At 31.1% G+C, this 12,598-nt stretch carries 13 protein-coding genes and 3 pseudogenes; 8 read left to right on the forward strand and 8 right to left on the reverse strand.

The features are described from left to right. Positions 1-101: 101 nt before the first annotated feature. Positions 102-218 carry a DUF418 domain-containing protein gene (locus ACQKIM_RS24965; protein ID WP_427549162.1) on the forward strand — a complete coding sequence of 39 codons (117 nt, stop codon included), beginning with the start codon at positions 102-104 and terminating at the stop codon, positions 216-218. A gap of 474 nt (positions 219-692) precedes the next feature. On the opposite strand, the gene ACQKIM_RS24970 is transcribed toward ACQKIM_RS24965, so the two are convergent. Beyond that, positions 693-1,016 carry a hypothetical protein gene (locus ACQKIM_RS24970; RefSeq protein WP_427549124.1) on the reverse strand — a complete coding sequence of 108 codons (324 nt, stop codon included), beginning with the start codon at positions 1,014-1,016 and terminating at the stop codon, positions 693-695. Between the two features lie 386 nt (positions 1,017-1,402). Continuing rightward, positions 1,403-1,744 carry a hypothetical protein gene (locus tag ACQKIM_RS24975; protein WP_427549126.1) on the reverse strand — a complete coding sequence of 114 codons (342 nt, stop codon included), beginning with the start codon at positions 1,742-1,744 and terminating at the stop codon, positions 1,403-1,405. 279 nt (positions 1,745-2,023) lie between these two features. Here ACQKIM_RS24975 and ACQKIM_RS24980 point away from each other — a divergent pair, with 279 nt between their 5' ends. Both ACQKIM_RS24980 and ACQKIM_RS24985 read left to right on the forward strand, forming a co-directional pair. After that, on the forward strand, positions 2,024-2,239 hold the full coding sequence (locus ACQKIM_RS24980) for a hypothetical protein (protein ID WP_427549128.1): 216 nt from the start codon (positions 2,024-2,026) through the stop codon (positions 2,237-2,239). A gap of 320 nt (positions 2,240-2,559) precedes the next feature. After that, positions 2,560-3,267, forward strand: a complete 708-nt coding sequence (locus ACQKIM_RS24985; RefSeq protein ID WP_427549130.1) for a hypothetical protein — start codon at positions 2,560-2,562, stop codon at positions 3,265-3,267. Positions 3,268-3,318: 51 nt separating this feature from the next. On the opposite strand, the pseudogene ACQKIM_RS24990 reads toward ACQKIM_RS24985, so the two are convergent. Continuing rightward, positions 3,319-3,432, reverse strand: a pseudogene (locus ACQKIM_RS24990) (lysozyme family protein); the annotation flags it as partial. A 632-nt stretch (positions 3,433-4,064) separates the two neighbouring features. Between ACQKIM_RS24990 and ACQKIM_RS24995 the strand changes: the two are divergent. From ACQKIM_RS24995 to ACQKIM_RS25015, 5 genes and pseudogenes are all read left to right on the forward strand, one after another. After that, a pseudogene (locus ACQKIM_RS24995) lies at positions 4,065-4,636 on the forward strand (RNA 2'-phosphotransferase). A gap of 239 nt (positions 4,637-4,875) precedes the next feature. Continuing rightward, complete coding sequence (locus ACQKIM_RS25000) at positions 4,876-5,103, forward strand: hypothetical protein (protein WP_427549132.1); 228 nt, start codon at positions 4,876-4,878, stop codon at positions 5,101-5,103. Positions 5,104-5,768: 665 nt separating this feature from the next. Beyond that, complete coding sequence (locus ACQKIM_RS25005) at positions 5,769-6,209, forward strand: hypothetical protein (RefSeq protein ID WP_427549134.1); 441 nt, start codon at positions 5,769-5,771, stop codon at positions 6,207-6,209. A 99-nt stretch (positions 6,210-6,308) separates the two neighbouring features. Continuing rightward, positions 6,309-6,737: pseudogene (locus ACQKIM_RS25010) on the forward strand (hypothetical protein); the annotation flags it as partial. Beyond that, positions 6,706-7,116, forward strand: a complete 411-nt coding sequence (locus tag ACQKIM_RS25015; protein ID WP_427549136.1) for a VOC family protein — start codon at positions 6,706-6,708, stop codon at positions 7,114-7,116. The pseudogene ACQKIM_RS25010 and the gene ACQKIM_RS25015, both read left to right, overlap by 32 nt. Positions 7,117-7,730: 614 nt before the next feature. On the opposite strand, the gene ACQKIM_RS25020 is transcribed toward ACQKIM_RS25015, so the two are convergent. From ACQKIM_RS25020 to ACQKIM_RS25040, 5 genes are all read right to left on the reverse strand, one after another. Beyond that, complete coding sequence (locus ACQKIM_RS25020) at positions 7,731-7,919, reverse strand: hypothetical protein (RefSeq protein ID WP_427549138.1); 189 nt, start codon at positions 7,917-7,919, stop codon at positions 7,731-7,733. A 33-nt stretch (positions 7,920-7,952) separates the two neighbouring features. Further along, positions 7,953-8,417 carry an NUDIX hydrolase gene (locus ACQKIM_RS25025; RefSeq protein ID WP_427549140.1) on the reverse strand — a complete coding sequence of 155 codons (465 nt, stop codon included), beginning with the start codon at positions 8,415-8,417 and terminating at the stop codon, positions 7,953-7,955. 224 nt (positions 8,418-8,641) lie between these two features. Next, a complete protein-coding gene (locus tag ACQKIM_RS25030; RefSeq protein WP_427549142.1) occupies positions 8,642-9,754 on the reverse strand; it encodes a Ger(x)C family spore germination protein in 1,113 nt (370 codons plus the stop codon). Next, a complete protein-coding gene (locus tag ACQKIM_RS25035; RefSeq protein WP_427549143.1) occupies positions 9,751-10,839 on the reverse strand; it encodes a GerAB/ArcD/ProY family transporter in 1,089 nt (362 codons plus the stop codon). Before ACQKIM_RS25035 ends, ACQKIM_RS25030 begins: the two co-directional genes overlap by 4 nt. Before the next feature lie 30 nt (positions 10,840-10,869). After that, complete coding sequence (locus ACQKIM_RS25040) at positions 10,870-12,309, reverse strand: spore germination protein (protein WP_427549144.1); 1,440 nt, start codon at positions 12,307-12,309, stop codon at positions 10,870-10,872. Positions 12,310-12,598: the final 289 nt, after the last annotated feature.

The following is a 12,598-nucleotide window of genomic DNA, read 5'->3' on the forward strand; positions in this document are numbered from 1 at the left end:
TCGTTTTGTCATCTTAGACACTCCTAGTAAATTGTTAAGATTATTATACTTTATAAACTCCCAATTCACTGTGTCCATAATTTAGACTAACATCAGTCATCATTTATAGCATTCAGCTAAAAGTAAGTCAACACTATTTAAAGCGTTTTTCACTCGGTCCAGTAGAAATAATTTTAAGGTGGTTTGTTTATTTTAAAAATCCTCGAAAATTGAATTAATATTGTGAATTGGGTGGAGCTATGATGGTACTGAGCACCTCGATTTCCCCAGGGGATATAAACAGGATTACAAAGAGCAATCAAGAGAATGGACTGAATGAGAATTGGGGAAATTGTGTAAATGATAGACGCAGCCTATAAATTAAGCAGTTGGATTGACAGCAAAACACACAATGGAATCATAAATCAATTAATTTTTTAATACTAATGAACATAATACTCGGATTCGGGTGAATATACTTAAGTCTGTTGAAGATAAGTGATAGATTAGAAATCATAAATAGTCCTCTTAATAAATAAGTGGGCTATTTTATTGATTGGCTACCATATAGATAGGATGTTTACCTATTTCTTGGGCTTATTTTCTCGCCAATTCTCGAACTGAATGGAAAATAAGTTGCGATTTCTTCAACCTCGCTGATACTCATACCTATTTTTTTCTCTCAATTCCTCAACTGATTGAGCTGGTCTAACTTAAGGGAAAAATTTCACGTCTCGTAAAAGTACTAAAACTATACTAAAAAATATAAAACATATAATAGCTATAAATATCTTACGCCACGATGTTTCTTTTTTATTTTTAAAATAAGGTTGCTCCAGTTCAGTTACTGGTTCTTCTATTTTCGCAAGAGAAGTATTTTCCTTAATAATAATATTTTCTGACATAGTCGTATAGCTTTCTACAATCATCGTATCTTCCATTACTGATCCACAATACTCACAAATACATGCAATATAACCATCCTTATGTATTTTTTTAATAGCGTTAGGAGCTAAACATTTTGGACAATCAATCATTATATATGCCTCCCACCTTCTAATAACATTTTAGGAAAATAGTTAACAATACTAAATAATCCCACTACCATCCTTCAAGACGTCTCTTTGAACGCTACCTATTGACAAACAGGGAATAGAAACAATTAAGAATTGCATGACTACTTCTTGCAGACGATTTGACCATTATTCCAAAATCATTAAGAAAATAATTTTCCATCTTGATAATGAATGTAAACAGTGCTGATTTCATTTACCCCATCATATTCTAGGATAACTAAACCACCAAAAACAGTTGCATTTTTTGCTTATCCATCTAAAACACACCTTCCATTCTCATTTCTTTTTCTAATTGATTTAATTTAGTAGATGTAATTGTAGTTTCTCGGTTTGAAATATTGGGATTTTTATTCCGTTTCATTATTTTCAACCTTAATATTAATAATTTCTTTGAGATCGTTAAGGAAAGAATCATTAGTTACAAATGGTATGGCACAAAAAATGAGTATTAGAGCTAGTAATAGAATAAATGGCTTATTACTTTTTGACTCATTATCAATTTTAATTATTGTTGTTGAAGGTGCAATACTTTCTGTAACACTATCTTTTACTGTAATTGTAGTATCTTCTTCTAAAATCATAGTATCTTCCATAACGGACCCACAGTATTCACAAATATATGAAATATAACCATCCTTTTGTATCTTTTCATAAGCGTTAGGAGCTAAACATTTTGGGCAATCTCTCATTATGCAAACCTCTCTTTTTTAACTTACTATTTATCATTTTAAGAAAATCACCATGAATTGTATAGATAAAAATTGGTTGATAGAAACCAAAATTACCTAAATAAAGCACCGAAAATGGCAATAAAAGCGGCATAAGGTAACTGTTAAAATGGAAGTGATAGTAATGTTAGGATAAATATACCTCTTTGGTAAGGGAATTTGATATAGTAAGAACAAGCACTAGAATAATCAAAAAACAGAGATTGCAAATAAATTATATTCACAGGGAGGTGAAATGAGGTGAAAAATACTTTTAATACAAGTGAAAAATTTTATAATAGCCTTTTTGCTGTAATTTCTTTATTATTTATTGCAATGGTCATTGGTTTATTCATTAACTCTTACTTTGTCAGTGACGTAATAATAAATGAATCTAATATGTGCTATGATAACAATGGCTCACCCATAGTAGAAAGAGGTTTTATGTCACTTTCTTGGTCTATTACTTGTGAATAACAATAACTGTAGCCATTTAACGGAGTCAAATTTGGTAAATGAATATGCATAACAGTAAAACCTAGGTACTCAATTAATTGAGCTTGGGCTTTTTTATTCTATACTTCATGCATTTTCTGTAGAAAAAATAGTGAATCTCGGTGATGATAATCTAAATTTTCTACTTAATTCTATAATTTTTATTAAATGCTATATATCAATAGTTAAAAGTAAAATTAGGTAAAGAAGTAATAGATAAAAAATATACCCACTCCCACTAATATTTAGTAATATGTATTATAAATGGGGATTTTAATAAATAAATAGTAGGAGTGTAATGTATGAAAAAAGCATTAATTGGAAGCGTTTTGTTGATTATATTAATAGGAGTGGCATTGTATTTTATTTTAGAAAATACAAAATCAAATAAAGATGAAACTTCTAAAACAAGTCCCGAAGTAGAGGAGATAATAGATTACAGTGATGAAGAATTGGAAAAACTTAAAAATACAGAACAGCAATTTATAACTCATTATAATAACAAGAAATATGATACGGTAGTATTATACTATCGAAATGTTTTTTTATCTAATATGAATAATTTAAAACCTACTAAGGAAATTATTGAAGTGTATAATAAATCTGTTAAAAAGATCTTTGATAATGCCTCCGAGTTTCCTAGTAGAGATTACGATGAATTACATTTTAAAAATCTTAACAAGGAAACTTTAGCTTTTATTGAAAGTAAATTTGGTACAGAGATTACAGAACATAAAGATAGCATGGAACAACTAGAAAACAAACGTGAAAATGAAAAAATTGAAAGAAGAGAGAGGAATGAAAGAGAGAGGGTAATTCAAGAAAAAGCTTCTCGTGGTGTAAAAATAGGTATGACGAAAGAAGATGTTTTATTAAGTAACTGGGGTGCTCCAAGCAATATTAACAAAACTGTTAATGCAAATGGGACAAGTGAACAATGGGTATACGATAATTATAATTATTTATACTTTGAAAATGGGATATTAACATCTATCCAAACATCAAATTAAAATTTAGAGGTTCAAAGCTTATACTGATTAAAGCCTAGTGCTCAATTAATTTTGAGCCCGGGCCATCATGAAAGGTGCAAAATTTTTTACTTCTTGCCGAATAGAAGCTTCGGTATTTAACGTATTAGTTGGTAATCCAAGTGATTCACTTGATTGCATGACATCTGGCAATCGCCATCACTTTAAACCTAAATAATAATGTTATACTCTATTTTGTAAAAATTATATATATACTTGTTAATTCAGTGGGAGATTCTTTTGTTCCATTCTCTATCCAGGTAATTAATCTTGCGTATTTTATACATTAGTTAGTCTCCGTCAATTCAGTATAGAAGGATGATTCCTTGGTTAATGTTCTTCTAAGGTGTTATAGATGGAGGTATAATCAAGGCAATAGATAACTAGGAATTGTATTTCCTGAAGGTTACATGAAATGGGGGCTAAATATGTTTGATGTAAAAGTTAGGATAATTTTAAATGCAAGAGTGATAATAGACGAAGGTAATCCTAGGATTCAAAAATGGGAGAGAGTTAGCAGAACTGCTGAGCGAAGATGAAAATGAAACTATTAATTTTTTGAAAATTTGTCCAAAACAGAATTGTCATATTTAAGTAAAATTTTCGAGGATATTTCAAAGTAAAAAATTATTAATGTATTATTATGACTTAAACAAAAGGATATCCAGATTTAAATTTAAAGGCGGATATAAAAATTGCTGAGAAATTTATGGATTAAAAATAAGTTATTTATATGAATTTATTGTACAAGAGTATTCATGGATATTAAGGTGCATTATATGAAGAACTATGGTAAAGATTTTACAAAGCTTAGCAAAGAGATATCTTATGCATTACGTCATGCTCCTTGTGAATATGAATTAGAATTGGATAATGAGGGCTGGGTAGACATTGAACAGTTACTTTCATCTGTACGTAGTGATAATCAGTGGAAAACAATCACTGAATATGATTTGAGAAAGATGATTGAACTATCTAATAAAAAAAGGCATGAGATATTCGAGGGAAAGATTCGAGCATTGTATGGTCATTCTGTTCCTCAAAAAATACTAAAAGCTGACAGTATCCCACCTTCAATACTTTATCATGGTACTGCGATGAATTTGGTGGAGCAAATTCTACTTGATGGGCTAAATCCAATGGGGAGACAGTAAGTCCATCTATCAGTCGATGTTGATACTGCCAAAATAGAGGGAGACGTAAAGATTCAAACCCTGTAATAATAAAGGTTTCAGCTACAACAGCTGCAAACGGGGGAATAAAGTTTTACCAAGGTAATGAAATAATATGGTTATCTGATTATATTTCACCAAAGTTCTTAACTGTAGATGACAGGAACGAACCTAATTAGCAATTAGAGATTAATAGTGCAACTAAGATTATGGCTTGAGCTATTAGTATTAGTATGTTCCAATGATGTTGAAATTATTTTTTTAGTTCTTAAATGAAATGTTTAAGGATTTGGGAAGGGTGATTTAATGTACACGGTAATAATAGAAGGTGACAAATTTGTGCGGGCACAATTCAAAATTCGGACGCAATTACGCCAAAGCGAAATTGATTCAATTTGCATAGTGGAGGTTGTTGTTTATGAAAATAAAAGTAGATGGTTATAAAGTGATAATTGATAACTTTGTATTTGATGGTCAAGTTGAACAAGATAATTTTTGCTCTAATTGTAAGTTCAATCTAGTTTATTACGATGATTTTGATGCTTATTTCTGTCCAAAGTGTAATAGTTGGTTAGAATCAAAGTGTAGTGATCCAGAATGTAAATACTGTTTTAAACGACCAGAAAAACCATTACCCAATAAATAATGTAAAGAATATTGTGCTGAATATGCTACTCGATTCTTAATGAACTCCATTCATCAAATTAGGAGAAGGAAATAGTTTTAAAGAATCTGCCTCTATCCCCTTTAATCGTTTTAATTTTTATTGTAACCTACTCACTTAACATAATTTGAACTGAAGCCCAGCTAAAATTATTAGGTTGGAATGTTGAAGGAACTAATGAATCATTTGTTCTAATTATAATCTTGAATGCTGAATAGCCTTAAAAATTTCCTTTTTTTAAAGGTTATTTACCTGAGTTTGAAATTAATTACTATTATTCTTTATGAATGGTTACTTTTGGTTGAAAAAGTATATTATTCAATACGATAGAATTATATTTCTTTTTAATCCATTTGTTGGATACAATTAATTTTTCTAAATTGGTATACTGTTTTAGATGCATCTTTTCCCTTCTGCACAAAGGGTTAAGGTGTGGAACATCACTTAAATGATTAGGTGGTGTTCTTTTTTTGTTTTATAACCTCTAAAATGGCTTAATTACATAAAGGCCTAGACACTGGATAAGCTATTCTGGATTAAGCAGAAATATCATGTTACTGCAGAATTATCCTTCTTCTTTTGCCTTTTATAATGTTTGATATTTAATAATTATAAAAAGAGTCAATAATATTATGGAGGAGTACTCAATGTTACAATCATTTATTCAAAGAATAATAATTTCTATTATTTCTGCAATAATTTTTTCTTGGGTCTTAAGTTTATATTTGGGCTATACTCCAATCGAGGAGGAAGTAAGTGAAACGGGCGGATATTCATCTAAAACATTATTCTGGATTTTTATTGGATATTCATTAGTTATCTATGGGATTTTGGGAGTTATTATTTCTTGGATAATCGACACTAAAATTCAAAATCAATTAAATCAAGCAGTACTCTATTGTGTGAGTGGAGCAATCATAGGAGGAATAGTATACTTATTAACTTCTGCTGTTACATATATGAATAGACTTCTTATCTTTATTTTGATTGGATTTTTTGCAGCACTTTTATACTTTATACTTCTGAAAATCTTAAATTTGATAGTTTTCAAAAAGACGAAATCCGACCTCTTGAAGTTAGCAAAATAAATGGATTAGCAGGAACTTTTTGAAGGGAAACAGAACTTTGTATTTAAGCTAGATAGTATATGGATCACCAAGGATTAATTATTCATTCGGCTTCTTTTTCCTGAGCTATTACAGGAAGTGAGCAGTCATATCAAAGTGTATGCTCATTAACTGGATAAACCTTATATCCAAAGAGAAGTTCCTTTGATAAAAAATGGACATCTTGAGAACCTTCCTAGGGGCAAGGTGATTGAAACCTTAAAAGATGGGCAAGAATTACCGTATTGTGGCGGAATTCGTTATTCATACACCAGGACATATAAACTTATATTTACAGCACAGTAAAACGTTGATTGCTTACAGTATCAATCGAGTAATAAATGAAGCTCAGCTTTCTTTAAAGAAATACTTAGAGTTCGATATAGATTTCGTGATTTGTTTCACAGAGGTCTAAGTAAGGGAAATATTAAGGAACAAATTCAAAAAGTAATTTGTTTAAATTTTGGAGGTGTGGAAAATGGCTTTTCAATCAAAAAATATTTTTATTAATTTACCGGTGAAAGATTTAAATAAATCTATTCAGTTTTTTCGGGAGTTAGGCTTTGAGTTCAATCAACAATTCAGTGATGAGACTACGGCGTCTATGATTATTAGCGAAAATATTTTTGCATTACTCATGATAGAAGACCGTTTCAAAGAATTTACTAAAAAGGACATTACGGATACCTCAACTTCTGCAGAAGCGATTTTTTGTTTATCAGCCGAAAATCGGGAGCAAGTAGATATGCTGGTAAACCAAGCAATGGCGTCTGGTGCAACATTCTATAGTGACCCTCAAGATCATGGATTCATGTATGGATGGGGTTTTCATGATTTAGATGGACATATCTGGGAAGTTGTTTATATGGATGAAAGCGCTATAAATTAGAAAAGAGCTCGATATCAATAAATCGTATATATCTTGGGAGATCTTGAGGGTTTGGAGGCTATCAGGATGAATTTCTAGAAACCTTCAAAACGAAAAGAATACTCTGAGGTTGTAATTAACGGTTAGGATATGCAAATCGAGGTATTAATAAGGCCAGTTTGCATCCTAACCATTTTTTACATCCGTTAAAAACAAGATGGTCTCACCAAATTCAGGGATATTGTATTTCTAATTTTTTGACTTGATATAAATAAATATTTTTTTGCTATAGGTTAAAAGCAAATAGACTAGAAAGACATTGATAAAAAAATAGAGCATATGAAAATGAGTTTGTGTAAAAATAGTTGGTGTAAAGAATGACCATGCTGATTGTATTTCTTGTTGCCCCTTATAACTGACCCAACGAATTGGTCCTCCAAAATCATTAGATGGATAAGATACGAGAAATATAGAAAAGATGGTTAAGCAAATACTAGTCCACAATAATTTCTCTTTACTGGTTATTTTCATTTTAACACCAAATTTCATATTTTTTATTATTTGAATCTATTCCTGATGCTGAAAAAAAGCTAATTTAGGAACACAATTTGTTCAAAATGAGCAGGAGAGATTAATTAATTCCTCTGCTCATCCTTCCATCTGAAATAAGATTTACGATAAATTGGTACTAGGGCTAAAATAGCTACTGCTAAAATTAGTATAAGTGTATATTTATTGGAGGTGTCTATATTTTTGCCCATAAAGAGAAAACCAACCGTTAATCCAATAATAATACTTAAGATACTCGTTAGAATGTTTCTCAATTTATATACACCTCTTCTGTATTTTTCAATGGATTAATTGATAATAGGTAACTTCACATTATTTACCCAATCCATAATAAAATTTTTTTGTCGAGGATTTAACTTAGAAGGTAGCTCATTTCTGGCAAAAAATTTATGTTCTCTGCTTTCCTCTGATTCTTGTAATAATTCACCTTTAAAATCCAACGCTTTAAAAATAATTTGAACACTATAAACTTTATCTTTATTTGGATACTCTGCAAAGCAGTCTTTACCAGAATAAATTCCAAATAGATCCAAATTAAAAACCTCTAAACCAGTTTCCTCAAATACTTCTCTAATAGCTGTTTGTTGAAATTTTTCACCTATTTCCATTAAGCCACCAGGTATACACCAATTGTCTACATCTAGTCGATGCTGTAATAATATTTTGTGATCCTTTTCAATAATAACACCACAGCCTATTGTCATTAATGTTTCATGACCAATAAAATTTCTCATAAATTGTATATAATTCATTGTTAAAAACCTTTCCATAGTAAAATAATATAACAACTGTATCAAATTTCCTGTGCTATGTCATCGAAAGCTTCCTATACGTTTTTGAAAAAAAATATAAAATAATTTGGTTTGAGATGGTTTTATTATCCATACGAAAAGAACCTACTAACTTTTTGACTTAAAAAGTAGCAGATTCTTAGTTTAATTCATTTGCTTGAAGTGATTTGTTTATACAGATAAACTTATTTTAATGTGCCAGTACTTATAATCGATGTTTGTACATGAATATCAAATTCTAGATTATTTAGAATTTTATCTGTTAATTCATTTGTCCATTGCCCATGATAATACTTGCGGAAATTTTCACTTAATCCGATTGGATCGATATCTTGTTCAATTGTTTTTTGAATAAAATTTCGAATCTCTCGTTCAATTTGTTTACTAACATCTTTTTCAAGCTTTGATAATTTGGTTAGTGTATTTAAATTGTTCTCTCGTTTTCCTTTATATTCACTTAGAGTCCCTTTGATACTTAAATTAATAGACAGCTTAGGTGATTCGATATCTTTATTGCTTTTCATTTTTACATCGTTCTCAATTAAATCAAGAAAAACCTTTTCTGTTTTATTATCTTGATCCAATACTATTGGTAACGGAGATAGCTGCTTTTTTCCTTGTAAAGCTTGAATAACTAATGCTTCATGAGGTGTAATTATGTTGTGCATATGTTGATTTTTAAATAGGGCCACCCCCTTTATTTCTACCTTTTCATGCTTTTTTTCTAATACTGGTAAAATGGAGTCAATTACAGGATTCGTTTGTGTATAGATAAAATCATGAATATTCGTATTTGGGTTAAAAGCGGTGTTAATGCTTGGCTGCAATAAATCATTTAAATAAAAATCAATTTTCGGCTTGTCGGGATAATTGCCATTTAACAAGTCTTCACAAGAAGAACCTTTTACAACAGCTAGTAAAACCTTATTTCCTACCTCAGCGCTTCTATACAGGTGTTTTACAATCTTTTCTACATTACCCTTTCGTGCGAATTCCTCATTAATCAGCACTACCCGTAATTGATTTAAAATAATTTTTTTATCAGAGAGTCTTTCCACTTGAAAGATTCCATCAGATACTAGCTCCGTCTCGATCGTGAAGATTTGAACATTTTGTTCTACATCTGGTAGGAATTGAGGAATTGCTACGCTTAGCTTAGTTGTATTTTCGTCGATATAGTCAAAAGCTAACACACCAACCATTCCCAGCTTTTCTAATGGAATCTTCTCCTCTGGTGAAGAGCAACCAGTCATTAGCATGACACAAATTATTAGTATTGAAATAAGACCTCTTATCATTGAGCCACCTTCTTTTTCCGTAGCAAATATACAATTCCTAAAAAAATAGGCCAAATAATAATGATATAACCCACATAATAACTACCTGTGAAGAAATTCTTTTGAAATTCCTGCGAAAAGGGCATATCAGCGAGACAAAATACAAGAATTGGAATGATCAAAGAGAGATGCTTTATATTTTTTAGATTTTTGGTCATCAACGATTCTAATCCTTTCTTTGCACACCATGCATAACCTGAAACACCGCATAAAATGTGAAACACCCAGAGAGTCATGCCCAAAATATCAATTCTCTCGATAAATGAAAATTCACCAGCTTTAAATAAATTTAAAATTGTAAACTTTACATTTTTTAGTTGCCATTCAGAATAGTACATCACACTAACAGAAGTAGAGAAAACATAGAGAGCAATACTAATCCAAATGCCAATGAGTGAATGTTTAAAAGCCTTTTTTTGATGAATGATATATGGAAAGTAAAACATAATTAATTCATAGCCTAAAAGAGAAAAATAGCCATTTTTTAAGGCATCAAAAAACGCATGACTTGAGAAATTAAGAATAGGTAGAAAATGGCTGACATCTCCTTTTTCAATGGCCCATCTAGTAAAATAAACAAGACCTAGTGTAATGAAAAAAGTTAAAATGCAAAAATTTGCAACGGATTTAATGCCGCCTTTTAAAATATAAAGAAACAACATGATAATAAGCAGCACTGGTAGAGTAATGTTTTGCTCCGGTAAAGCAGTGCTCTCTATTAAATTCATATAATCACTAATAATACCAGCAGTAAAAATTGTGAATTGTAGGGTGAAAGCTAAATTAATGAATTTACCCAACCATTTACCTAATAAAATTTCATTGATTCGAAATAAGCTTTCATTTGGATATTTTGAGCAGAGCCAAACCATTGGCCATAAAGTTATACTAGCAATAATCCCCATTATTAATGGGAAAAATGCTTGGCTATATCCTAAAGAACTTAGCTTTTGAGGTAGTGAAAGAAGTCCTGTACCAATCATTAGACTTTGTGCTAAAAAAATTACATGATATTTATTTAATGATTTTTGATCAATTGTAGTCAATTACCATTACCTCAACTCCCAGAAAATGCTCTATTTTTTTGGTGATTTGGCAATCCCCTTTTTAGCAATAATAAATCTGATAGGAAATCTGACAACGCTATCCAGTAAATCTGTAAGCTTTCGAGGGATAAAAGGTGCAATATAAGGTGTTCCGAGTGATTTTAGATGCTGTAAATGGATGATTAACCAAGCCAGGGCAATCATTTGTCCAAAAAGTCCAAATAAGCCAGCGGAAATAATAAAAATATAGCGAACTACTCTACTGGTGTTACTCATTAAAAAATAAGGTGGCAGGAATGAAAGGAGAGCTGAAGTAGCAACTAGTACAACTAAAATATTACTAATAAGCCCTGCTTCTACAGCAGCTGTACCAATCACAATCCCGCCAACAATACCAATTGTTTGCCCAACTTTTGCAGGCATTCGGGATCCTGCTTCCCTTAATACTTCTATAATGAGCTCAAGAAATAAAACTTCAAAAAATGGTGGGAAAGGTACTTTACTTCTTGATTCTTGTAGATTTAATAAAAGTTCATATGGTAATATTTCGGGATGGAATGTTAATGCTGATATATACATCGGTGTAATGATAATTGTTAAGAAAAATCCAAAAAAGCGTAGAATGCGTAGTAATGATGCTGTTGTCCAACGATTATAATAGTCCTCAATTGAAATGAACATTTCAAAAAAGGATGTTGGGCATATAATGGCTGATTGACTATTATCCATAAAAACAGCGATTCTTCCATCAATTAAGTACTGGCTAACACTATCTGGTCGAACAGTCATATAATATTGTGGAAAAGGCGACAAAGGATTGTCCTCTATTAATTGTTTCAATATAGAGATATCAGTAAATGAAGGGTAATTAATATTGTTAATGCGATGTTTAAGATTGTCTAAATTTTTGTGATTAACAATATCCTCCATATACATGATTGTTATACGAATATTTGCCTCTATGCCGATTACATAATTCTCATTTTTAAGCAAGGGATTGCGAATACGTCTTCTCACCAGTGAAATATTCGTTTCAAGCGATTCAGTAAAGGCATCTTGTGGCCCAATGACTGTTGATTCTATTTCAGTATCCGTTATAGCCCTTGTTGGTGCACTATACGTATCAATACTTACTAGCTGTTTAGTACTATGAAAATATATAAGCGTTTGCCCTGCATTTAATTTACTTTCGATTACTTTATCGTCTGTCCCATCAATCCAATCTGAGATTTGATGAATTTGATGGATATAATTTGCTAAAGGTGTATAAATCATTGTTTGTAAAGTGAGCTGCTCTACCAATGAATAGCAGTAAATAATAGTAACAATGCCTTCATTAGTAGGGATTTTTTTAAATAGCACATCATCAATATGCTTAGTCTTTGTCTTCAGCAAAGTAAGAGTGTCTACGCTTGATTTTTTAGCCAAATATTCATGTAAAGGGGTACGTATTAATTTTCTGTATCTCAAATGTATCCCTCCATTTCTAGATAATAGAATTTTGACCAAAAAGCATTGGAATTAAACAAATTTGACTGAACAATTTATCTTGATTCATCAGAATATTTCTACCTTTATAGGTGACGAGATGAATGTGATTTTTTCCTATTCAGCGGGCTTACAAACGACCGCTGAATATAGGCACTCAGACTAAGAACCCCACGTCCTATGACAATTTATCTGTGCAAAAGCGAAGCGACAGCAACAATACGGTTTTATCTGTGCGAAAGCGAAAAGCGACAGCAACAACACGGTTTTA

Source organism: Lysinibacillus sp. NPDC047702 (assembly GCF_050272555.1).
GTDB lineage: Bacteria > Bacillota > Bacilli > Bacillales_A > Planococcaceae > Lysinibacillus.

What these genes read in the sequence shown, in the direction of transcription:
- ACQKIM_RS25030 (WP_427549142.1), bottom strand. Translation starts at nt 9,754, where the DNA reads ATGATAAGAGGTCTTATTTCAATACTAATAATTTGTGTCATGCTAATG.
- ACQKIM_RS25025 (WP_427549140.1), bottom strand. Translation starts at nt 8,417, where the DNA reads ATGAATTATATACAATTTATGAGAAATTTTATTGGTCATGAAACATTA.
- ACQKIM_RS24985 (WP_427549130.1), top strand. Translation starts at nt 2,560, where the DNA reads ATGAAAAAAGCATTAATTGGAAGCGTTTTGTTGATTATATTAATAGGA.
- ACQKIM_RS25005 (WP_427549134.1), top strand. Translation starts at nt 5,769, where the DNA reads ATGTTACAATCATTTATTCAAAGAATAATAATTTCTATTATTTCTGCA.
- ACQKIM_RS25015 (WP_427549136.1), top strand. Translation starts at nt 6,706, where the DNA reads ATGGCTTTTCAATCAAAAAATATTTTTATTAATTTACCGGTGAAAGAT.
- ACQKIM_RS25000 (WP_427549132.1), top strand. Translation starts at nt 4,876, where the DNA reads ATGAAAATAAAAGTAGATGGTTATAAAGTGATAATTGATAACTTTGTA.
- ACQKIM_RS24975 (WP_427549126.1), bottom strand. Translation starts at nt 1,744, where the DNA reads ATGAGAGATTGCCCAAAATGTTTAGCTCCTAACGCTTATGAAAAGATA.
- ACQKIM_RS24970 (WP_427549124.1), bottom strand. Translation starts at nt 1,016, where the DNA reads ATGATTGATTGTCCAAAATGTTTAGCTCCTAACGCTATTAAAAAAATA.